This is a genomic window from Micromonospora chokoriensis (genome assembly GCF_000718555.1).
In the GTDB taxonomy this organism is placed as follows: Bacteria; Actinomycetota; Actinomycetes; order Mycobacteriales; family Micromonosporaceae; genus Micromonospora; species Micromonospora chokoriensis_B.
Genome location: NZ_JOAN01000011.1, coordinates 147,790 through 170,154, shown reverse-complemented (window position 1 = coordinate 170,154; position 22,365 = coordinate 147,790). Strand labels below are relative to the sequence as shown.

General features: G+C 70.5%; 18 protein-coding genes. 9 read left to right on the top strand and 9 right to left on the bottom strand.

Going from position 1 to position 22,365, the window contains the following annotated elements; all coding sequences use genetic code 11:
- Positions 1-101: 101 nt before the first annotated feature.
- Complete coding sequence (locus IF46_RS0116540) at positions 102-1,055, top strand: inositol-3-phosphate synthase (protein ID WP_030489247.1); 954 nt, start codon at positions 102-104, stop codon at positions 1,053-1,055.
- Here the strand turns inward: IF46_RS0116540 and IF46_RS0116535 are convergent.
- Positions 1,027-1,521, bottom strand: a complete 495-nt coding sequence (locus IF46_RS0116535) for a hypothetical protein (protein WP_051723954.1) — start codon at positions 1,519-1,521, stop codon at positions 1,027-1,029. The genes IF46_RS0116540 and IF46_RS0116535 overlap by 29 nt on opposite strands.
- Positions 1,522-1,535: 14 nt before the next feature.
- Complete coding sequence (gene glgA / locus IF46_RS0116530; protein WP_030489245.1) at positions 1,536-2,741, bottom strand: glycogen synthase; 1,206 nt, start codon at positions 2,739-2,741, stop codon at positions 1,536-1,538.
- A 72-nt stretch (positions 2,742-2,813) separates the two neighbouring features.
- Here glgA and glgC point away from each other — a divergent pair, with 72 nt between their 5' ends.
- Together glgC and pgm are read left to right on the top strand one after the other, a co-directional pair.
- Entirely contained in the window at positions 2,814-4,046 is a 1,233-nt protein-coding gene (glgC, locus tag IF46_RS0116525; RefSeq protein WP_030489244.1) for a glucose-1-phosphate adenylyltransferase, read from the top strand.
- A gap of 31 nt (positions 4,047-4,077) precedes the next feature.
- A complete protein-coding gene (gene pgm / locus IF46_RS0116520; protein WP_030489243.1) occupies positions 4,078-5,715 on the top strand; it encodes a phosphoglucomutase (alpha-D-glucose-1,6-bisphosphate-dependent) in 1,638 nt (545 codons plus the stop codon).
- A gap of 58 nt (positions 5,716-5,773) precedes the next feature.
- Here the strand turns inward: pgm and IF46_RS0116515 are convergent, their stop codons facing one another.
- Both IF46_RS0116515 and IF46_RS0116510 read right to left on the bottom strand, forming a co-directional pair.
- Complete coding sequence (locus IF46_RS0116515) at positions 5,774-7,591, bottom strand: polysaccharide biosynthesis protein (RefSeq protein WP_420063572.1); 1,818 nt, start codon at positions 7,589-7,591, stop codon at positions 5,774-5,776.
- A 217-nt stretch (positions 7,592-7,808) separates the two neighbouring features.
- Entirely contained in the window at positions 7,809-8,735 is a 927-nt protein-coding gene (locus IF46_RS0116510) for an NAD(+)/NADH kinase (RefSeq protein WP_030489241.1), read from the bottom strand.
- Positions 8,736-8,869: 134 nt separating this feature from the next.
- On the opposite strand from IF46_RS0116510, the gene IF46_RS0116505 reads away from it, so the two are divergent.
- Complete coding sequence (locus tag IF46_RS0116505) at positions 8,870-10,192, top strand: hypothetical protein (protein ID WP_030489240.1); 1,323 nt, start codon at positions 8,870-8,872, stop codon at positions 10,190-10,192.
- Positions 10,189-11,448, top strand: coding sequence for a hypothetical protein (locus IF46_RS32580; RefSeq protein ID WP_036392283.1), 1,260 nt, complete (start codon positions 10,189-10,191; stop codon positions 11,446-11,448). Before IF46_RS0116505 ends, IF46_RS32580 begins: the two co-directional genes overlap by 4 nt.
- A 45-nt stretch (positions 11,449-11,493) precedes the next feature.
- On the opposite strand, the gene IF46_RS0116495 is transcribed toward IF46_RS32580, so the two are convergent.
- The 3 genes from IF46_RS0116495 to gmd are packed head-to-tail and all read right to left on the bottom strand — an operon-like array spanning position 11,494 to position 14,845.
- Positions 11,494-12,618 (bottom strand): DegT/DnrJ/EryC1/StrS family aminotransferase, encoded by a 1,125-nt coding sequence (locus IF46_RS0116495; RefSeq protein WP_030489239.1) that lies wholly within the window; start codon positions 12,616-12,618, stop codon positions 11,494-11,496.
- Positions 12,615-13,835 (bottom strand): glycosyltransferase family 4 protein, encoded by a 1,221-nt coding sequence (locus IF46_RS0116490; RefSeq protein ID WP_030489238.1) that lies wholly within the window; start codon positions 13,833-13,835, stop codon positions 12,615-12,617. Before IF46_RS0116490 ends, IF46_RS0116495 begins: the two co-directional genes overlap by 4 nt.
- Positions 13,832-14,845 (bottom strand): GDP-mannose 4,6-dehydratase, encoded by a 1,014-nt coding sequence (gene gmd / locus IF46_RS0116485; RefSeq protein WP_030489237.1) that lies wholly within the window; start codon positions 14,843-14,845, stop codon positions 13,832-13,834. Before gmd ends, IF46_RS0116490 begins: the two co-directional genes overlap by 4 nt.
- A 366-nt stretch (positions 14,846-15,211) precedes the next feature.
- On the opposite strand from gmd, the gene IF46_RS0116480 reads away from it, so the two are divergent.
- Together IF46_RS0116480 and wecB are read left to right on the top strand one after the other, a co-directional pair.
- The gene (locus IF46_RS0116480; RefSeq protein ID WP_198041456.1) at positions 15,212-16,276 is read left to right on the top strand and encodes a glycosyltransferase; all 1,065 of its coding nucleotides are present in this window, start codon (positions 15,212-15,214) and stop codon (positions 16,274-16,276) included.
- A 55-nt stretch (positions 16,277-16,331) separates the two neighbouring features.
- Positions 16,332-17,456 (top strand): non-hydrolyzing UDP-N-acetylglucosamine 2-epimerase, encoded by a 1,125-nt coding sequence (wecB, locus tag IF46_RS0116475; protein ID WP_030489235.1) that lies wholly within the window; start codon positions 16,332-16,334, stop codon positions 17,454-17,456.
- On the opposite strand, the gene IF46_RS0116470 is transcribed toward wecB, so the two are convergent.
- Positions 17,385-18,158 carry an acetyltransferase gene (locus IF46_RS0116470; RefSeq protein WP_269639302.1) on the bottom strand — a complete coding sequence of 258 codons (774 nt, stop codon included), beginning with the start codon at positions 18,156-18,158 and terminating at the stop codon, positions 17,385-17,387. The genes wecB and IF46_RS0116470 overlap by 72 nt on opposite strands.
- A gap of 127 nt (positions 18,159-18,285) precedes the next feature.
- On the opposite strand from IF46_RS0116470, the gene IF46_RS0116465 reads away from it, so the two are divergent.
- Together IF46_RS0116465 and IF46_RS0116460 are read left to right on the top strand one after the other, a co-directional pair.
- Positions 18,286-19,506: a glycosyltransferase family 4 protein gene (locus IF46_RS0116465; protein WP_157563082.1), complete on the top strand. Its 1,221-nt coding sequence runs from the start codon at positions 18,286-18,288 to the stop codon at positions 19,504-19,506.
- 110 nt (positions 19,507-19,616) lie between these two features.
- Positions 19,617-20,156 carry an acyltransferase gene (locus IF46_RS0116460; protein ID WP_232234064.1) on the top strand — a complete coding sequence of 180 codons (540 nt, stop codon included), beginning with the start codon at positions 19,617-19,619 and terminating at the stop codon, positions 20,154-20,156.
- A gap of 14 nt (positions 20,157-20,170) precedes the next feature.
- Here IF46_RS0116460 and IF46_RS0116455 read toward each other — a convergent pair whose 3' ends face one another.
- The gene (locus tag IF46_RS0116455; RefSeq protein ID WP_157563079.1) at positions 20,171-22,198 is read right to left on the bottom strand and encodes a hypothetical protein; all 2,028 of its coding nucleotides are present in this window, start codon (positions 22,196-22,198) and stop codon (positions 20,171-20,173) included.
- Between the last annotated feature and the right edge of the window lie 167 nt (positions 22,199-22,365).

Below are 22,365 nucleotides of genomic sequence, written 5' to 3'. Positions count from 1 at the left end.
GACTAGAGCAGGTGTGCGACACGCTTTGGCGCCGTTGATCGTCCCGCCGCAGCGGACCATCAGGACCGCCGGAATGCGCGAGGGTGACGTAACCTCCCGCCATGATCGAACGGGTGAGAGTCGCGGTCGTTGGTGTCGGTAACAACACGTCGGCATTGGTGCAGGGGCTTGCTCTCTACCGCCAGAGCGGCAGCCTGGTCGGCATCCGCCGGCCGATGATCGACGGGCTCGGGGTGGGCGACATCGACGTCGTGGCGGCCTTCGCCACCTCCGAGGAGAAGATCGGTCGGGACCTGACCGAGGCGATCTTCCTGGCGCCCAACAACTTCCCTCGGCTGAACTGCGACCTGCCCAGAGCAGGTGTGCCGGTCACGAAGGGCCTCGTCGACACGACCGACGCGACCGGGGTGCGACGGGTCGCGGCGGCGCTGGCCGGGGCGGAGGTGCTGCTCTATTCGGCACCGAGTGGCCGGCCAACGACCGCCCAGGCGTACGCCGAGGCAGCTCTCACCGCGGGTATCGCCTTGATCAACACCACCGCCGACCCGGTCGCCCGCGACCCGCACCTGCTGGACAGGTTCGCGGCGGCTGGCCTGCCGCTGCTCGGCGACGACCTGGCCAGCCAGTTCGGCACCTCGGTGCTGCACAACGCGCTGCTGCGGCTACTGAAGGAGCGGGGCCTCACCCTGGTCAGCTCATACCAGGTCAATCTGGGCGGCACCGAGGACTTCCGCAACCTGGTCGAGAACCCCAACACCAAGAAGCAGTCCAAGCTCAACGCCCTGCCGGCGGTTGACACAGTCGAGATGGCCCCGCTCGGGTACCTGCCGCATCTCGCGTCGCAGAAGGTGGCTCACCTCAACCTTGAGGCGCAGGGTTGGGGTGAGACCGCAGTGAGCCTCGACGTGAAGCTGAAGGTGCACGATCCCAGTGGTGCCGCCGGGGTCAACATCGACCTCGTCCGCATCGCGGCCAGCGCACTCCGGGAGGGGCGTGGTGGTTATTCCGCCGAGGCGACGTCGTTGCTCAAGTCGCCTCCGGGAACGGCGATCTGAGGTCGGTGGTGAGCAGGCGCGTGATCCGGGCGTACTCGGCGGTCATCTCCGGGGTGGCGAGGAAGTCGTCCAGGTCCGCCGAGACCTGGAAGTCGACCTCCTCGACCGAGCGGATGGCCAGCTCGTACAGCTCCCCGCGCTGGTTCTCCTCCAGGTAGGTGGTCCAGTGTTCGAGCGCGGTGATGACGATCAGGAGCCCCTGATCCAGGTTGCCGTCGGCGAGGACGCCTGCGTCGATCCGCTCCAGCTGTGCGCGTAGCTCCGTGGCGCTGGCCGTGCGGACGTTCTCGCGGGCGGTGGCCAGAGCCGCCCACGCGTCCTCGTCCAACTCGTCGTCCGCGGCGGTGTCGAGCAGTTCGCTGCGGACCAGCCGGGTGACTGTGTCCAGGCCGAAGGCGCGAAGCGCGTCCTCCCGCGCCGCGACGACCAACTGGCGGATCGCCGCTTCGAGTTCGTCGTACCGCATGTCGCCCGCTGCCCTCAGGCCGCGCCGACCGAGCGGTACACGTCGAGCGTCTGCCGGGCGATGGCGTCCCAGGAGAAGTTCTCCACCGCGCGTCGCCGACCGGCCTGACCGAACCGGGCGGTACGCGCCGGGTCGCCGAGCAGAGTGTTGATCGCGGCCGCCAGGTCGGCCACGAAGCGGTCCGGGGCCAGTGGGGTGCCGGAGCCGTCGGTGGCCTGCTCGATCGGCACCAGCAGGCCCGTCTCGCCGTCGGCCACCACCTCGGGGATGCCACCGGTCGCAGTCGCCACCACGGCCGTCTCGCAGGCCATCGCCTCCAGGTTGACGATGCCCATCGGCTCGTAGACCGACGGGCAGACGAAGACGGTGGCGTGCGTGAGCACCTGGATCACCTCGGGCTTGGGCAGCATCTCGGCCACCCAGACCACGCCGGAGCGGTTGGTCCGCAACTCGGCGACCAGCTCCTGCACCTCGGCGGCGATCTCCGCCGTGTCCGGCGCACCGGCGAGCAGCACGAGCTGGGTGTCGGTCGGCAGCTCCCGGGCGGCGCGAAGCAGGTAGGGCAGGCCCTTCTGTCGGGTGATCCGGCCCACGTACACCACGCTGGGCAGCGCGGGGTCGATGCCGAGCCGGTCGAGCACGTCGGTGCCGGAGTCCGGGGCGTACTGGATGGTGTCGATGCCGTTGTAGACCACCCGGACCCGGGACGGGTCGATCTGCGGGTACGCGGTGAGCACGTCGTTGCGCATCCCCCCGCTGACCGCGATCACCGCGTCGGCGGCCTCCATCGCGGTGCGCTCGATCCAGGAGGAGAGGGCGTAACCGCCGCCGAGCTGCTCGGCCTTCCACGGCCGCAGCGGCTCCAGGCTGTGCGCGGTCACCACGTGCGGCACCCCGTGCAGCAGCTTCGCGGTGTGCCCGGCCAGGTTCGCGTACCAGGTGTGGCTGTGCACCACGTCGGTGCCGGCCGCGCCGGCGGCCATCTCCAGATCCACGCCCATCGTGCGCAGCGCGGCGTTCGCGCCGGTCAAGCCCGGCGGTTCGGCGTACGCGGTGACGCCCGGCTCGGTGCGCGGCAGGCCGAAGCAGTGCACGCGCACGTCGGTGAGGCGACGCAACTCCCGGGCCAGGTACTCGACGTGCACCCCGGCGCCGCCGTAGACCTCCGGCGGGTACTCGCGAGTGAGAAGGTCAACGCGTAGCGGGGTGGGTTCCGTCATGACCTCGCACCCTAGTGCAGAAGAGTCCCCGTACGAGTGGTGAAGTCCGACGCGGGTGGATAGCGTCGGGGCATGGCTGCCAAGGTTCTCGCGATCGTCCTGGCGGGTGGTGAGGGCAAGCGCCTGATGCCACTCACCACGGACCGGGCCAAGCCGGCCGTCCCGTTCGGCGGGATGTACCGCATGGTCGACTTCGTCCTCTCCAACCTGGCCAACGCCGGCTATCTCAAGATCGTCGTGCTGACCCAGTACAAGTCCCACTCCCTCGACCGACACATCACCAAGACCTGGCGGATGTCCACGCTGCTCGGCAACTACGTCACCCCGGTGCCCGCGCAGCAGCGTCGTGGCCCGTGGTGGTTCGCCGGCTCGGCCGACGCCATCTACCAGAGCTTCAACCTGATCAACGACGAGCAGCCCGACTACGTGATCGTCTTCGGTGCCGACCACATCTACCGGATGGACCCGCGGCAGATGGTGGAGGACCACATCGCCTCCGGCGCCGCGGTGACCGTCGCCGGCATCCGCCAGCCGCTGTCGACCGCCGACCAGTTCGGCGTCATCGAGGTCGGCGAGGACGGCAAGCGGATCCGGGCGTTCCGCGAGAAGCCCACCGACGCGGTCGGCCTGCCCGACGCGCCGGATGAGATCTACGCCTCGATGGGCAACTACGTCTTCACCACCCGGGCGCTCTGCGAGGCGGTCGAGCGCGACGCGGAAGACAAGAGCAGCAAGCACGACATGGGCGGCAGCATCATCCCGATGCTCGTCGAGCGGGGCGAGGCGAACGTCTACGACTTCCGCGACAACGAGGTGCCGGGCAGCACCGACCGGGACCGCGGCTACTGGCGGGACGTGGGGACGCTCGACTCGTTCTACGACGCGCACATGGATCTGATCAACGTGCACCCCGTCTTCAACATGTACAACTTCGACTGGCCGATCTATACCGAGCAGCCGCCGTGGCCACCGGCCAAGTTCGTCCACCAGTGGGGTGAGCGGGTCGGCCGGGCGGTCGGCTCGATGGTCTCCCCGGGGGTGGTGATCTCCGGCTCGCTGGTGGAGAACTCGATCGTCTCGCCGAAGGTGCGGGTGCACTCCTGGGCGCACGTCGAGGGCTCGGTGCTGATGGAGGGTGTCGAGATCGGCCGGCACGCGGTGGTCCGGCGGGCCATCCTGGACAAGAACGTGTTCGTCCCGGAGGGCGTCGAGATCGGCGTCGACCTGGAGAAGGACCGGCAGCGCTACACCGTGTCCGACAACGGCATCGTGGTGATCGGCAAGGGCCAGAAGGTCGTGCCGTGACCGACCCGCACTCCCCGAGGAGGATCCCGCAGTGACCCACCCCCGTGCCGGCCAGCCCGCTGAGCCCGCCGACCTGGTCGACGTGCCGCGCCTGGTGACCGCCTACTACGCCGAGCACCCGGACCCCGCGGACCCGGCCCAGCAGGTCTCCTTCGGCACCTCCGGCCACCGCGGCTCCAGCCTGCGCAACGCGTTCAACTCCGACCACATCCTGGCGGTCACCCAGGCGCTCTGCGACTACCGACGCGAGCAGGGGCTAGACGGGCCGCTCTTCCTCGCCCGGGACACCCACGCGCTCTCCGCGCCGGCCGCGGTGGACGCCCTGGAGGTGCTCGCCGCCAACGGCGTCACCGTGCTGGTGGACAGCCGCGACGGCTACACCCCGACCCCGGCGCTGTCGCACGCGATCCTCACCCACAACCGGGGGCGTACCAGCGGGCTCGCCGACGGCATCGTGATCACCCCGTCGCACAACCCGCCCGACGACGGCGGCTTCAAGTACAACCCCACCAACGGCGGGCCGGCCGACACCGACGTGACCCGGTGGATCCAGGACCGGGCCAACACCATCCTCGCCGCCGGGCTCAAGGAGGTCCGCCGGATCACCTACGCGCGGGCCCGGGCCGCCGACACCACCGGGGAGTACGACTTCCTCGCCAACTACGTCGACGACCTGCCGGCGGCGATCGACATCGACGCCATCCGCGACGCGGGGATCCGGATCGGCGCGGACCCGCTGGGCGGGGCGAGCGTGGCGTACTGGGGTGAGATCGCCGAGCGGCACCGACTGGACCTGACGGTGGTCAACCCGACGGTCGACCCGACCTGGCGGTTCATGACCCTGGACGGCGACGGCAAGATCCGGATGGACTGCTCCTCGCCGAACGCGATGGCGTCGCTGATCGCCGCGCGGGCCGACTACCAGATCTCCACCGGAAACGACGCGGACGCCGACCGGCACGGCATCGTCACCCCGGACGCCGGCCTGATGAACCCCAACCACTACCTGGCGGTGGCGATTCGTCACCTGTTCCGTACCCGCACCGAGTGGGGGCCGGCCGCCGCGGTGGGCAAGACCCTGGTCTCCTCGTCGATGATCGACCGGGTCGCCGCCGACCTGGGTCGGCCGCTGCTGGAGGTGCCGGTCGGGTTCAAGTGGTTCGTGCCCGGTCTGCTGGATGGCGCGGTCGGCTTCGGTGGTGAGGAGAGCGCCGGGGCGTCGTTCCTGCGCCGCGACGGGTCGACCTGGACCACCGACAAGGACGGCCTGTTGCTCTGCCTGCTGGCCGCCGAGATCCAGGCCACCACCGGCCGCAGCCCGAGCGAGCACTGGGCGGAGCTGGCCGAGCGTTTTGGCGCGCCCGCGTACGCCCGGATCGACGCCCCGGCCACCCGGGAGCAGAAGGCTGTGCTCGGCAAGCTCTCCCCGGAGCAGGTCACCGCCACCGAGTTGGCCGGTGAGCCGATCACCGCGACGTTGACCACCGCCCCCGGCAACGGCGCGCCGATCGGCGGCCTGAAGGTCACCACGGAGTCCGGCTGGTTCGCCGCCCGCCCGTCCGGCACCGAGGACGTCTACAAGATCTACGCCGAGTCGTTCCAGGGCCCGGAGCACCTTCGCCGTCTCCAGGAGGAGGCACAGGACCTGGTCACACAGGTTCTTAGCTGAACGGCCAGGACGCGCAGCGGGGCCGACGCCGGATGGCGTCGGCCCCGTTTCAGCGAGGTCAGCGGGCCAGCGGAATGCTCCCGCGACGTTGGGGGAGTGGGCCGTGCAGGATGCCGCAGAGCCGGGCGAGCTGATCGACGACCTTGGCAGGTTCATCGAACGGATCCAGTCCACTGACCTCAAGCGGGTCCAGGACGGGAACGGTCACGTGCGAGATCAACGGGTGCAGCGGCCGATGGTCGGCCTCTCCCTGGCCGAGTAGGTCCTCGTGCAGCTTCTCCCCGGGGCGCAACCCGGTGTAGACGATCGGGACCGCGCTGGCCGCCTGCTCGACCATGCGGCGGGCGAGGTCGTCGATCCGGACCGGCTCGCCCATGTCGAGCACCAGAGCCTCCCCGTCGCGGCCGATGGCGGCCGCCTGGAGGACCAGGTGCACCGCCTCCTGCACCGTCATCAGGTACCGCGTCACGTTGGGGTCGGTGACGGTCAGCGGCTGCCTCGCCTCGATCTGCCGCTGGAAGGCGGTCACCACCGAGCCCCGGCTGCTCAGGACGTTGCCGAACCGGACGCTCAGGAAGGTGCCCGGGTAGGTCGCGGCCGCGTGCGCGGTAAGCATCTCGGTGATGCGCTTCGAGTAGCCGAGCACACTGATCGGGTCGGCGGCCTTGTCGGTGGAGATGTTGACGAAGCGGGCGACGTCCCGGCACGCGTCCAGGACGGTGAGCGTCCCCCAGACGTTTGTCTTGACCGCCTCGCCCGGGTGGCGTTCCAGCAGGGTCAGATGCTTCAGCGCGGCGGCGTGGAAGACGATCTCGGGGCGGCGTTCCCGCATGATGCGTCGGATGCCTTCGTCGTCGCGCAGGTCGGCGAGGATGAGTTCGGGGCCGTCCAGCAGCGCGCGCCCGGTGAGCGACATCTGGAGGCTGTGCAGGGCCGACTCGTCCCGGTCCAGCATCATCAGCTCACCGGGGTTGGCGCGCATGATCTGCCGGCACAGCTCCGAACCGATCGAGCCCCCGGCGCCGGTGACCAGAACGCGTCGACCGGTGAGCCCGTTGTCGTCCAGGGTCAGGTCGCCGACCACCTGGCGTCGGCCGAGCAGGTCACTGATCTGGACGTCCCGCACGTCGCTGACCGTGATCCGGTGGTCCACCAGCTCCCGGACCGGTGGCAGGACCTTGAACGCCGCGCCGGTGCGCAGGGTCGCCTCCCGCACCTCGCGGATCAGCGTGGCGTCGGCGTTGGCCACCGCGAAGATCACGGTGGTGGCGCCGGTGCGGCGGATCACGTCGACGAGGTGCTGTCGGCTGCCCAGCACCGGAACACCGGCGATGCGGAGGTCGTGTTTGCCCGGGTCGTCGTCGAGCGCGCCGATGGGCAGGTAGCGGCCCTTCGGGTCGCTGAGCATCGCGCGCACCAGCCCCTGCCCGGCCTCGCCGAGACCGAAGAGCAGCACCGGGGTCGCCGAGCGGGCGTCCGGTCGCATCGCGCGGTCCCGGCGGTGCCGGTGCAGCAGACGGCAGCTGAGCATCAGCAGCAGCGCCAGCGCGGCACCGATCACGGGGGTGCTGGCCGGCACCGGGCGTTCGCCCAGCGCGAGAAGGGCGACGAGCACCACCGCGGCCGTGGTGGCGGTGGTGCCGGCGAGGCCACGAACCTCCTCGACGGTGCCGAGGGGCTGGCGACCGGATCGGATGCGGCGCAGTGCGCTGACGCCGACGTGCAGCACGGCGGCCCCGCCACCGAGCAGTACCGCGTTGACCGCCTGATCGACGGTGAGAGCTAGCTCGTACCTCGCCCAGCCCGCGACCGTGAACCCGCCGACCCAGCCGAGGGCGTCGGCGGCAAGAAAGATGGCGGTCCGACGGCGACTCACCCTGGCGCGGCCCGTGGCTGTTGATGTCGTTGGCTGCTGTATCTCCGGCGGCATCTACGACTCCCTGTCCTGTCCGTGGCCGGCGTTGACCCAGGGCAGGTCAGGGGGCCACGCACGTCCCCTAACTGCTTAGCGGAATATGCGCCCCCGAATCCGGTTTTCACATTTCTATGACCGGATGTCTGATTAAGTGTCGACGAAGCCGGTGTAAATGCCGTTACCGGCGAGGCTCTTCGCGGCGGCCGAGCTGGCGACGCAGGCTCTCGGGGAGCAACTCACGCAGTTGTTCCGGTAACAGGGGCAGGTCCAGCAGTCTCAGCTTGAGCTGGTTGCGTTCCTGGTGGCGGCGCGGGTCGAGGCGGACCACCAGGCCGGCGTCGTGGCGGTAGTGCACCTCCACCGCGCCCGTCGTCGACCGGTTGCGGATCACCCGCCCGTCCACCTCCACCGAGACCGGCCCGGACCCGGGGCGCAGATCCAGCCGTACCGTCTCCTCCGGAGAGAGCACCACCGACCGCGAGATGCCGGCCATCGGGGCGCTCGGCGTCACCACCACGGCCCGCGTCGCCGGGGAGATCAGCGGTCCACCGGCGGCGTAGCTGTAGGCGGTCGACCCGATCGGGGTGCACACGACCACCGCGTCGCAGCGGTAGTAGCCGTACTGCTGCCCGTCCACCGACAGGTTGGCGCTGACGAATCCCTGTCCCGGATGGCGGACCAGCGCGACGTCGTTGAACGCGACGACGTCGTCGCCGCACACGGTGCAGGCCAGGCAGCTGTGTGCCTCGACCGTGTACTCCCCGGTCAGCAGTCTGGCCAGCGCCGCCGGTAGGTCCGGCGGTTCCACCTCCACGAGGAACCCCAGCTTGCCCAGGTGTACGCCGAGCACCGGCTTCGGGTCGTGTACGGCCATCCGCAGCGCGCCCAGCATCGTGCCGTCCCCGCCGATGCTGATCAGCAGGTCCGACCCGTGGGCCAGCTCCGCCTCCGGCACCGCGCGGACCGGCTCGGGCACCCGGTGCCGGTCCTGTTCGCGGACCGCCAGGACGGCGTGGTGCTGGGCGGCCCAGGCCACGATCGTGCCCACCACCGGGGACACGTCCCGGGTGGGATGGAGCACCAGCCCGAGCCGGATCCGATCCATGTGCCCAGCTCATCACAGTTTGGGCGGCCGGCACGGCCCTACGGGCAACGACCGCATACGCAAGGGCGTTTCGCCCGGTCGGTTGGTTCGTTGGGCCAGGAGCGACCAACCACATCCCAAAGGGGGCGCCCGAGATGACCTGGCCCGGGGCTGCCCTCGACCCCGGCGAGGCGACCGGTGGCACCGAGGCGTGGATGGATCGGCCAACCGGGGACAGGGCGTCACGTGCCCACCGGGAGTTCCTCGGTCGGGCGCTGCGCCGCTACCCGGTGACCGTCGTCGTGCTCGCCCCGTACGCGCTGCTCATCCTGCCGACGGCGGTCTTCTATCGGAATCCGGAGACCGGCTTCATCGTCTCGCTGGTCGGGCTCGCGTTGCTGGGCAGCGTCACCGTGGAGACGGTCGGCCGGCTGTTCGGGCGTCCCGACTCCCGCTGGCGCGAGGGCTTCCGGCGCGCGCACGCACGGTATCCGTGGCTCTACCCGATCGCCGTCGTGGTCACGTTGATCAGCGTCTTCGCGAACGTGCTCGGGGCCCACCTCGGTCGGGGAACCATCGTCAACCAGGTCTCCGGCGACCTGTCCGGCGGGTCGCTCGCCATGGTGAGCACGCTCTTCTCGGGCTGGACGGCCCTGGGTTTCGCGTTGCTGGTGGCCAGCCACCTCAGCGGTCGGCTGTCGCGGGCGAAGCTGTTCGGCTGGCTGGCCGTCCTCGTCGGCGCGGAGGCCTACATCGCCGTGTTGACGGCCAGATCCGCGCCGCTGGTCGCGCTGTTGTTCTTCGTGGCCTCCACCGGAGCGCTCTGCGGCGTCTTCCGACTGCGCTACCTGGCGTTGTGTGCGGTGCTGCTCTTCGTCGCCTGGCCGGCCGTGTTCGAGCACCGCAACGCCCTCCGGGAGGATCGCGGCGTCGCGGTGGACACCAAGGTCACCGCCACCGACCGACTCCGGCTGGACAGTCAGCTCAGTCTGGTGGCGGGCTTCGACGTCCCGGTCGACCTGGGCCAGCCCGGGGTCACCGACTACCTGCGCTACGGGCTGGTGCCCCGGGTGCTGGATCCGGACCGGCCGGCGATCTCCACCGGGCAGCGGATCAACCAGTACATCGGCGGGGGCCCGACGTCGGCCTATACCTTCCTGCTGCTGGGCAACATCTGGTTCTTCGACGGCGCGATCGGCGTGGTCGCCGTGCACGCCTTCTGGGCTGCCGTGGCGGCGGTGCTGCTGCGCTGGCGTGGCACGCCCGGCCCGATCCGGCTGAGCCTCTTCTGCCTGGTGCTCTTCGACCCGCTGCTCTGGTCCAACACCTACCCGGACTCCACGGTCGGTTTTCTGCAGCACGTGGTGGCGGCGACGCCGGTCTTCGTTCTCCTGGGGCTCAGCCGCCGATCCCTGCACGGGGCCCGCAGACACCCGGCCACCGCTCGGTTGCCCGCCGCGCGAGGCGCAACCCGGTGACCGTACGGGTAGGTCGGCACGTGGTCGGCCGGACCGCAGCCCCGGACGCTCCACGGCCCGGCCGCCGTGCTCTGCTCGCGCTTGTCGTCGGCGGGCTCTCCAGCGGCGGCAACCTGCTGCTGGCGATCACCGTGACCCGACTGGAGTCGGTCGGCGGGCTGGGCCAGTTCGCCCTGGCCTTCTCGTTCTACATCGTCGGCTCCGGGTTGGTGCGCAGCACGGTGACCGACACCGTGCTGGCCACCGGGGTCGGGGTCGTCGCGTCGGCCGCCCGGCGGGCGATCCTGCTGGGCGTCGTCGCTGGCACGCTGATCAGCGCGGCCGGCGCGGCGTACGGCTCGCCCTACCTGCTGTTCGCGGGCCTCGCCCTGCCCGGGTTGGTGCTCTACGACTACACCAAGGCGGTCGCCGTCGGCATCGGCGCTCCCTCGGCGGCGATGGCCCAGGAGATCGCCTGGGCGGCGCTCACCGGGTGTGCCGCGTTGGCCGGTCTGCTCCGGGTGATCGACGTGCCGTACGTCTTCGCCCTGTGGGCCGTCGGCGGCGCTCTGCTCGGTCTGGTCGTCGCGGCCCGGCGCCGGTACGCGCTGGTGCCCGGCTGGCGGGTCGGACGGGCCGAGACCCGTGTCGCGGCGGGCTTCGGCGCGCAGTTCCTGCTGACCACCGGCTCGGCGCAGCTCGCGCTGACCGCTGTGGCGCTGGTCGCCGGCACGGCGGTGGTCGGGGCGTTGAGCGCCGGACGCACTCTGCTGGGGCCGGTCAACCTGGTGCTGTCGACCGCCGCCACGCTGATCCTGCCGCAGTTGGCCCGCACCCGCGCCGAATCCCGTGCGGTGCGGACCCGTACGGCGGTCCGGCTCGCACTGCTCGTGGCCGGCGCCGTCCTGCCGTTGACGATCGCGGTCGCCCTGCTGCCGGACGCGGTCGGCAAGGAGTTGCTCGGCGCCAACTGGACCGTCGCCCGGAGTCTGCTGGTGCTGCTCGCGCTGGAGAGCCTGCTCGCGGTGCCGGCCACGATCGGTTTCGCCGGGCTGCGGGTCGAGCAGGCGAGCCGGCGGGCGATCGTGCTCGGCATCCTGCTCGGTGGGCTCCGCGTTCCGGCGGTCGTCGCCGGGGCTGTCCTGTTCGGTGCGCCCGGAGCAGCCGGCGCGCTGGTCGTGCTGGCCCTGGTCAGCGCGGTCGCCTGGGGCGGCAGCTATCTCCTGCTGCTGCGGGCCCGCGTGCCGGAGCGCCCCCCGGCGGTCCAGCCGGTCTGACTCCGGACCCGCGCCGACGTGGCCGGCGCGGGTCCGGGCGGCGGGTCAGGCGATGGTCGCCAGCGCGGCGCGGATGCGCTCCACCACGGCCTTGACCGCCGGTTCGGCCAGATCGGCGTACGTGGGCAGGTTGATCCCGCGCCGACTCAGGTCCTCGGTCACCGGACAGTCCGCGTCCGGATCACGATGCGCGGGTAGGTCCGGGATCGGCACGAAGAAGGGACGAGTCTCCACGCCGAGCCGGGCGAGCGCTCCGGCCAGCGCGTCCCGGGACGTCGCGTCCCCCTCGGCCCCGACGAGAAAGGCCGCCATCCAGGGCGCGCGGCGGGCTCCGGGGACCACCGGCTGCGCCGACAGCGCCGGCTCGTCGGCCAACTGCTCCTCGTACCCGGCGATCACCCGGTCCCGGAGGGCGATGATCTCGTCCGCCCGGTCCAGTTGGGCGCAGAGCACCGCGGCGCACAGGTTCGTCATCCGGTAGTTGTAGCCCAGTACCGGAAAGTAGTAGCGCCGCTGCGGATCCATGCCCTGGTTACGCAGCAGGCGCATCCGGTCGGCCAGGGCCGCGTCGGAGGTGGTCACCGCGCCACCTTCGCCGGAGGTGAGCACCTTGTTGCCGAAGAACGAGAAGGTCGTGACGTCGGCGAGCGAGCCGGTGGGTTGCCCGTCGAGGGTGGCGCCGAACGATTCTGCCGCGTCGGCGACCAGGAGCAGGCCGTGCCGGCCGCAGAGTTCGCGTAGCGCGGTGTAGTCGGCCGGGTGCCCGTACAGGTCGACGGCGATGACCGCCCGGGTGCGTGGTCCGATCGCGGCGCGTACCGCTGCGGGGTCGACGCACCAGCTCTCCGGCAGGACGTCCACACAGACGGCACGAGCCCCGCAGTACGCGACGGCGTTGGCGGTCGCCACGTAGGTCAGCGCGGGCACGATCACCTCGTCGCCCGGACCGATGCCGGCCGCTGCGAGGGCCAGGTGCAGCGCCACCGTGCCGTTGCTTGTCGTCAGGGCGGTGTCGGCGGCGCAGCGGCGAGCGAAACGCTCCTCGAAGTCCCGCAGGTACGGGCCCTGCGAGGAGATCCAGCCGCTCCTCAGCGCGTCGACGACGTACCGCTCCTCCAAGGTGGAGAGGCTCGGTCGGGCCACCGGATAGGTGTCGTCCGCGATACTCATGATCCATCCCCTCCGGCGACCGCCGTGCCGCTCGCGGCCTCCGCGACGAACGGCGACCGTGGCACCGGCCCCGATCCGCCCCGCGCCGCCCAGCTGAGGACGTCGAGGTAGTCGCGGCCGGTGGCTGCCCAGGTGCGACCGGCCAGTCGGTCGTTCGCCCGCCGGGAGGCGGCAGCGTAGCGCTCCCGGTCGCCGAGCAGGTGCCGCACCGCGTCGGCGAGGGACCGCGGATCCCGTGCGCGGAAGACCACCGCCTCGGCGCGGTTGAACACCAACTGGTCACGCAGCGGCTCGACGTCCGCACAGGCGACGGGGAGCCCCCAGGTGAACGCCTCCAGCATCGCGCCGCTGGCCGCCTCCCAGAGCGAGGGTACGACCACCGCGTCCGCTCGGGCATAGATGGCGTTCAGCTCGTCCAGGCTGACGAAACCGGGGAACGAGACCCGGCCGCGCAGGTCGGGTTGGGCCGCGCGGGCGAGCAGCCGACTCGCCTCCGGCTCGACCAGCGGCCCCGGGCAGATCAGCCGGCACTCCGGCAGCAGCGCCATCGCCTCCAGCAGGGTCGCGTGGTTCTTGTGCTCCGCCGTGGAGGACGGGTAGACCAGCAGCCCTGGTTCGGGCCGGGTGTGCGCGCGATCCGGCGCGGGTTGGAACGCCGGGGTCGGGATGAGCACGGTCCGCTCCGCGGCCTCCGGGAAGAGGCGCAGGGTCTCCCGGTACGGATGGGGCCAGGTCACCACTACCGCCGCCGCGCGGGCCACGTTCGCCCGGATCACCGCCGCGTACCCGGGGGCGTGGAAGTCGGCCCGCAGATGACGCGTGTCGTGCAGGACGACGACCGAGGTGCCCGACCCGATCGGGGCGCCGTGCACCGGGAACAGAGTGACGTCGGTGTCGACGTGCCGTACGACCGACCGTTGCCGGACCGCGTTCACGGCCGTGCGGACCGCGCGTGAGTTGCGCATCGCCCTGGGCGTCCACCGTCGGAACAGTTGGCCGGTGGGGTTGTCGGAGCGCAGCGGCTGGGCCACCTCGGTCCAGGCGATCCGCGCGTCGGGCACCTGATCGCGCCACTGGGCCAGGGTGCCACGCAGGACGTTCACCCGCAGGTCGCAGGATTCGTCGACGGCCATGCCGGTCAGCAGGCCGTAGGTGAAGGCTTCGAGCCCGGCGGCGTGACCGGGACGGATGGGTGCGGCGTCGACCGCGACCCTCACCGGTCCACCCGGATCAGTCGCCCCATCCGTTCGTCCTCGAGGAGTTGTCGATCCGCGTCGACCATGACCCGGACCAGGTCGCTGAAGAGCGTCTTCGGCGCCCACCCCAGGGTGCGTCGGGCCTTCGAGTAGTCGCCGATGAGGGCATCGACCTCCGCCGGGCGGAAGTAGGCGGGGTCCAACTCCACGTACCGCTGCCAGTCCAACCCGACCCGGTCGAACGCGGCCTCGACGAACTCGCGCACGGTGTGGCCCTCGCCGGTGGCGACCACGTAGTCGTCCGGGGTGTCCTGCTGAAGGGCGAGCCACATCGCCTCGACGTACTCCGGTGCGTAACCCCAGTCCCGAACGGCGTCGAGGTTACCCAGGTAGAGCTTGTCCTGGATGCCGGCCTCGATCCTGGCCACCGCGCGAGTGATCTTGCGGGTCACGAAGTTCTCGCCCCGGCGTGGGCTCTCGTGGTTGAACAGGATGCCGTTGGCGCAGAACATGTTCCAGGATTCGCGGTAGTTCACCGCGGACCAGTAGGCGTACACCTTGGCGCACGCGTACGGGCTGCGCGGGTGGAACGGGGTCTCCTCGCGTTGCGGCGGTGGGGTCGAGCCGTACATCTCCGACGACGACGCCTGGTAGAACCGGCAGCCGATGTCGGCGGACCGGGCCGCCTCCATCATGCGCAGCGCGCCGAGCCCGGTGACGTCCGCCGTGTACCCGGGAATGTCGAAGGAGACTCGGACGTGACTCTGCGCGCCCAGGTTGTAGATCTCGTGCGGGCGGATGTCCCGAATCAGCGCGGTCAGCGAGGCCGGGTCGGACAGGTCGCTGTAGTGGAGGAAGAGGCGGGCGTCGCCGCTGCGCGGATGGACGTCGACATGGTCGATCCGTTCGGTGTTGAAAGAGGACGACCGCCGTTTGATGCCGTGCACCGTGTATCCCTTGTCGAGCAGGAACTCCGACAGGTAACTGCCGTCCTGACCGGTGATGCCGGATATGAGTGCCACTCGTGACATGAAGTCCCTCTTCTGCTGGCCCAATATTCCCCGCGGGTTCCTTATATCGCTCTCGGGGCCGGCACTTCTGAGGTTTCATGTATCTGGCGGAATTTATTCTGCGCGGCGCAGTTCAGAGAATGGCTCAGTCACGGATCGAGCATCCGATCGTTAGATGGATCGATCCTGTGGCACGAGCGAGGAGCGAGGATGGCCGGCGAACTCACCCCCGCGGCGGACACCCGAGAACGATCGGCGACTGTTGACGGGAATAAATTCCACGTCCTTGTCACTGCCGGCTATTTCGCTCCCGGTTGGCGTGCCGGAGGGCCGGTCCGGTCCATTTCCGAAGTGCTCGCTCTGGCCAGTGACGACATTGAGACGTCCATGCTGACCCGCGACCGCGACCTCGGCTGCAGCGACCCCTATCCGGGGCTCTCCGGTCGCTGGTCCCGGGTCGGCCGGACGAACGTCTTCTATCTGGGTGTGCGTCGGCTGGGGCACTGGCGGTCGCTCTGGCGCTCGCTGCGCGCCGGCCGTTTCGACCTGCTGTACGTCAACAGCGTCTGGTCGACGTTCTCCATCCTGCCCATCGCCGCGGCCCGGCTCGGTCTGCTGCGGGTGGGCCGTGTCCTGGTCGCCCCCCGGGGTGAGTTCGGCCCCGCCGCTCTCCGGGTGCACCGACTCCGGAAGCGGATCTTCCTGGCCGCCTGGCGGTGGATGCTGCAAGACCGTCGGGTGCTGTGGCACGCCACCACCCCGGTCGAGGCCAACGACATCCGGCGGGTGCTGCCCCGGGCCCAGATCGGTGTCGTCGCGGTCAGCCGGGGCCCCGAGCCGGAACAAGCGCCGGCCGAGCTGCCCGCGACCCACCACGCGCGGCTGGTGTTCATCGGGCGGATCTCCCCCATGAAGAACCTCGACCTCGTGCTGGCCGCGCTCGCCTTCGTGCCGGTGCCGGTGCGGCTGGACATCTACGGCCCGGTGGAGGACGAGGCGTACTGGCAGCGCTGCCGAGAGCACCTGGCCGAGCTGCCCGAATCGGTCGCCGTCAGCTACCAGGGTGAGTTGCCACCCGAGCAGGTCCGCGCGACCTTCGCCCGGTACGACGCGTTCGTGCTACCGACCCGGGGAGAGAACTACGGCAACGCCATCGCCGAGAGTCTGTCGGCGTGCTGCCCGGTGCTCTGCTCCGACCGGACACCCTGGACGGCGGTGCTGCGCGACGGGGGTGGGCTGGTCCTCACCGAGCTGACCGCGACGGCGTTGGGCGCCCTGATCACGCAGGTGGCGACCGCCACCCCCCAACAGCGGCACACGGCCCGGGTCGAGGCGGGCGAGGCCTACCGCCGTTGGCGGGACAGCAGGGCTCCGGTCAGCGTTCTCGACCAGGCGTGGCAGGTGATTCGCGATCCGGCGTGCCGGGTGCCCCCGCAGGGGCGGACACCGTGAGCCGCGTTCGCCCCTGCCCACCACGAACAGCACATCTGCCATCAGGAGGCGCCAAGTGACCCGCGTGATGACCGTCGTCGGAACCAGACCGGAGATCATCCGGCTGGCTCGGGTGATCGACGCGCTCGACCGGACCGTGGACCACACGTTGGTGCACACGGGGCAGAACTGGGATCCCTCGCTCTCCGATGTCTTCTTCAGCGAGTTGGGGGTCCGAGCACCGGATCTCTTCCTGCGGGCCGACACCCAATCGCTCGGCAGCCTCCTCGGGGCCGTCCTGGTCGGCACGGAGAAGGCGATCACCGAGCTGCGCCCGGACGCGCTGCTGGTGCTCGGTGACACCAACAGCGCGATCTCGGCGTTGATGGCCCGGCGGATGAACGTGCCGGTGTACCACATGGAGGCCGGCAACCGCTGCTTCGACCTGAACGTGCCGGAGGAGACCAACCGGTGCATGGTCGACCACATCGCGGACTTCAACCTGGTCTATTCGGAGCACGCCCGGCGCAACCTGCTCGCCGAAGGGCTGCACCCGCGCCGCATCCTGCACACCGGCTCACCCATGCGTGAGGTGCTCGACCACTATCGGCGGCAGATCGAGCGGTCCACCGTGCTGGCCCAACTCGAACTCGAACCGGGCGGCTACTTCGTCGTCAGCGCGCACCGGCAGGAGAACGTGGACCACCCGGACCGGCTCCGGCGGCTGCTGGAATGCCTGCGGGTCGTCCGCGACGAGTGGCGGCTGCCGCTGCTGGTCTCCACGCATCCGCGTACCCGCAAGCGGTTGGAGGCGCTCGCCGGCGACGGCCTGCACCTCGACGGCGTGGCCTTCCACGAGCCGTTCGGCTTCTTCGACTATGTGACGCTGCAACGGCATGCCCGCTGCACTCTCTCCGACAGCGGCACGGTCAGCGAGGAGGCGGCGATCCTCGGCTTCCCGGCGGTGACCCTGCGCGAGTCCATCGAGCGTCCCGAGGCGCTGGACAGCGGGGCGATCGTGATGACCGGCCTGGAGCCGGACGGGGTCGTCGAGGCCATCCGGGTCGTGGTCGCGCAGGTGGCCGACAGCTCGGTCGCCTGCCCGCTCGACTACCAGGTGCCCGACACATCACGCCGGGTCGTCGACTTCATCCTGTCGACCGTGCGCCGCCATCACGACTGGGCGGGCATCCGCCGCTGACCGGTCCACCGGCCGGGCCGGCACACCCGTGACGACGTCGCCCGGGGCGACATCGCGGGTCACGCAGGCGCCCGCGCCCACTGTCGCGTCCCGGCCGACCGTCAGCTTCGGCAGGATCGCGGCCGTGGTGCCTACCAGGACGCCCTCCTCCAGCCGGCAGTATCCGGAGACCGCGGCGAGCGGATTGACCGAGACGTAGTCGCCGAGCACGGTGTCGTGCCCCACCGTGCAGTTCTGGTTGAGGTGCACGTGCCGCCCCAACAGCACGTTCGTCGTGACCCGGGCGCCACCGGCGGCGAACAGCCCTTGCTGGTGGACGCAGTCCGGGCCGATGTCGGCCGCCGGATGCACCACTGTGGCCGCTGGTAGGCCGTACCGGGCGATGGCCTGGTCGGTCTCGCGGCGCAACCTCGGATGCCCGACGCCGAGCAGCACGTGGGTGCTGGTGGGCTGGGCGGCCATCCACCGGGTCGGACCGAGGAAGGCCGCGCCGAGGCGGTGTACCAACTCGACGTTGGGCTCCGTGGGGTAGTCGTCGACGAACCCGAGAACCCGCCAGGGAGGCGCACCCTCCGCGATGGCGTTCAAAAGCCGAATTACCCCATATGCCTCACGGCCCATCCCGCCCACGCCTACGATCACTACGTCGGTCGTCAACCGCGGCTCCCTCGAATACGGAGAACGCGGGCCGCTCCCCGTCATCTGAACCGATCATCGGTGTCGATGGTGACGGGTGCGTGCTGGCGCTCTCGTCAATTCTCGCGCGTTCCAGGTGCCGCGGTGTGCCCGCGCGGACGCCGGGACAGCAGTCTGGGAAGGTGAGCCGAAGGTGAACGAGCTGGCAAGGACGCGTCTGCCCGACAGCGCCGGGACACCGACGGAGACGACGCGATCCGCGACCACGGCCGGATATCGCGTGCTCGCCACCGCTCGCGTGTTCGAGCCGGGCTTCCGTGGCGGCGGGCCGATCCGCTCCCTGCGGTTCATCCTCGACACCCTGCCGGAGGATCTCGACGTCACCCTGGTCACCGGCGATCGCGACCTCTCCTCGCCCACACCGTACCCGGGGTTGTCCGGGCGGCTGGTGCGGCGCGACGACCGCTGCAAGGTTTTCTACCTCGGTCCGTTCGCGCTGCGGCACTGGGTTCGACTGGCGCGGCACATCCGGTCCCGTCCGGTCGATCTGATCTACGTCAACAGCCTCTGGTCGCTCTTCTCGGTGCTGCCGATCCTGGCGGTGGCGTTGCGGCTGGTGCGGGTCCGCGCGATCATGCTGGCCCCGCGCGGCGAGCTCTCGCCCGGCGCGCTCGCCATCAAGGCCCGCAAGAAGCGGCTCTTCCTGGCGGTCTGGGCCCCGCTGCTGCGCCGGCTCGACGTGCGGTGGCAGGCGTGCAGCTGGCTGGAGGAGAACCAGATCCGCGCGAACATGCCATGGGCGCAGATCATGGTGAACGGCAACGAGTGCCCGATCCCGGAACAGCCGGCGCCCCGAGCCGTCGCGCACAACGGGCCGCTGCGGTTGGTGTTCGTCGGCCGGATCTCCCCGATGAAGAACCTCACCAGGGCGTTGGAGGCGGTCGCCGGCGCCACGCACCCGCTGGAGTTCGACATCTACGGTCCGCGGGAGGACGAGCAGTACTGGGCGCGCTGCCGCCGGCTCATCGACGCGATGCCCGACCATGTCCGGGTCCGCTACCTCGGTGAACTCGGGGCCGACGAGGTGCTGGCGACCTTCAGCCGATACGACGCCTTCCTCTTCCCGACGCTTGGCGAGAACTACGGGCACGTCATCCTGGAGAGTCTCGCGTCCGGTTGCCCGGTGGTCTGCTCCGACGCCACGCCGTTCAGCGAGTTGATCGCCGACGGCGGAGGAGCGGTGGTCCGGCCCGCCACGGCTGCTGCGCTGAGCCAGGCCCTCGACCGGCTGGCCGACCGGTCGGCCGGAGAGCGCGCCAAGGCGAAGGAGACCGCGGGCCGGCGGTACCGGCTCTGGCGACAGCAGCGTCAGGAACTGAACGTGCTCGACCACGCCCGGCGGTTCTGCGCCTGACCCGGCTGGCCGCGTCACCCGCGCTGGAACTGCGTCGTTGCACAGGCGGGGCCCGTGTGGGCGGGTCCGTCATCCGCCACCGCGTGAGACCTGATCAGCGAGGACAGCACGTGCCCAGACGCGTTCGTACGATGGTCCGACGAGTCCTGGACCACCTGGCCGCCACCCGCGACCCCGAGGCGTTCGCGCGGTCCCTCGGGGTGAATCTCACCGGACGGGTCAGGTTCTACGGGATCAGTCGGGCGATGTTCGGCTCGGAGCCGTGGCTGATCACCATCGGGAACAACGTCTACATCACCTCCGAGGTGCAGTTCGTCACCCACGACGGCGGCACCCTGATTCTGCGCAAGGACCACCCCGACCTGGACTGGACCGCCCCGATCACGATCGGCGACGACGTCTACATCGGAATGCGGTCGATGATCCTGGCCGGCGTCAGCATCGGAAACCGGTGCGTCATCGGGGCCGGCTCGATCGTCACGCGCGACATCCCGGACAACACGGTGGCCGCCGGTGTGCCGGCGCGACCGCTGCGGACCACCGACGAGTACCTCGAACGGTTGCAGGCCAAGTCGCTGGGCATCGGGCACCTCCCCGTGCCGGCCAAGCACGAGGCGATGAAGAGGATCTACGGGGTCACCACCGTCTGACCCCGCGCGTCAGGTCAGGCCCTGCGGTACGCGACTCGCGGCGGCGGAAGTTGGTGGACGCCGGAGATGGTGATCGCTCCCAACGCGCCGGTCGTCCCGGTCACCTCGTAGCCGAACCGGTCCCCGGTCATCGCCGCTGAGCTGGTGCCGAGGTTGAGGGTGGTGGCGGCACCGGCGCTGCTGGCCCGCAACATGGGCGGGGTGGTACCGCTGGTCTGCCACACGTGCCCGTACCAGTGCCAGCCGGCGGGCAGCAACACGGGGGCGGCCAACACCGACTCCTTGACCCCGACGGACGTGACGGCGACGCTGCCGAATTCGGCGATCGGGCCGAGGGCGGCGGGACGACCGGTCGCGGGATCGTGGGCGTACACGCCGTGCCGCAGCACGCCGGTGCCCGCCGCGGTGACCTCGACGCAGACCCGGTCGACCGGGGTGGGCTCCGCCAGGTACACCGGGTGCAGCAACAGCGACTGGTAGGTGCCGGTGTAGGTGACGTTCTGGGTCGGGCCGGCCAGGGGCAGGAAGTAACTGCCGCGCGGGCAGGTCGCCCCGGGCAGCGGCCCCACCCGCGCCGGGCCGGGCTCCGCGCGCCACATCCCGTACCCGGTGGGGACCGCCATGCTGTACGGGATCCCGCCAACGGCCACCCGGTCCGGCACGGTGAGGTTCGTCGGGCCGGCCGGAACCAGCAGCCGGTGGAACAGTTGCGGAGCCGCCATCTGGGCCTGGGCGACCGCTTCGACCCGTTCGATCATCACGAAGTCCTGGGTGGAGTCCGACACGACGATCTCGGTGGCCGCCGAGGGCGGCGCCAGGTAGCGCCGGTAGGCGGTGCCGGTCACGGATTCGCCGGCCTCCAGGGTGCGACCCCACACCAGCTGCGGGTAGTTCTTCTTCAGGCTGGAGGTGATGAACCAGCCCTTGGCCGTGGTGTGTCGGGCCCGGATCTCGGGCACGCCGTCGGCGACCGGCAGCAGCCCGACGGCGATGCCCCACTGCTGGACCTGGCCGCTGTTGAGCACCCACTGGGTCATGCTGCTCGCCGGCATCAGCCGGTTCTTCAGGGTCGCCGGGGTGAAGTCGGTGAGGGCGGCCAGCGTGTCGATGTTGGCCCACACCGACCAGTTCAGGCCACCGGCCGTGCCGACGTTCGGCATGAATTGTCGGCGGGTGCCGCCAGCAACCGGGGTCAGCGGCGTGCACTGGGTCACCCCGGCGTTCAGGGTGAAGCGCTCCAGCGCGGTCACCGTCTGCTCAACCAGCAGGCCTCCCTGCGACCAGCGGTAGACGTTCGAGACGCGGCACAGCGACGGGATCCGGGTCATGATCGTGGCGATGGGCGTGCCGATGTTCGCCCGAGCGGTATCGATCATCGGCCGGTAGGACGGGATCAGGTAGGACTCCCGGATCGTCAGCTCCTGGCCCGTGGACCGGCCATCGGGCAGGGGGCGGCCGTCCAGCTCGACAGTCACCGTGTGGGAGTGGGTGGCCGGGCGGATCTGCACGTCGGGCGTCAGACCGGTGATCGGCACGGTGCTCGGGTGGGTCGCCCCCGAGACGTGGGTGAGTGGCGCGGCCGGCTTGACCCGGGCACCCTGCGCAATGCCGTCCACGACCGTGTACGGGTTGCCGAAGAGCAGGCTGTCGACGCTGGTGATGGCCAGCAGGGTGAAGATGCGCGTCCCGTCGGTCCACTGCGAGCCCACGTCGGCGGTCGTCTTGCCGTGGTTGGTGACGACGATCTGGTTGCCGACGTTGTAGCCGTGGTTGCCGCCCACGTACGACCAGCCGGTGTTGATCGGGCAGTTGTCGTCGGAGGTGTCGTGGATCTTCGTCCCGACGGCGGACATCACCGGCCACACCTGGGCGTCGGTCGCGGTCGAGGGCACGAGAGTGACCTGGGGGAGACCGGAGTGCCACATCCCGACCATGGCCTCGGCGTACGCGAGGTTGGCGGGCATGACCAGGTCACGGGTGCTGTCGAAGCGCGACCTGACGGACATCAGGGCGTTGAATCGGTAGACGATCAGCTCGGGCATGCTCGGCACCTCCACCACGAACGCACACACGACGAACCTCACTGTGCGCCGCCGGGGCGTGGGCGGCAGCTCTCCGTCAGCACCCGGACAGGGTGAATTTGCGACCGACGCCGTCACGCGGCCGGTGCTCACTCGATGAACAGGTGTTCTGGCGTATACGGGGGGTT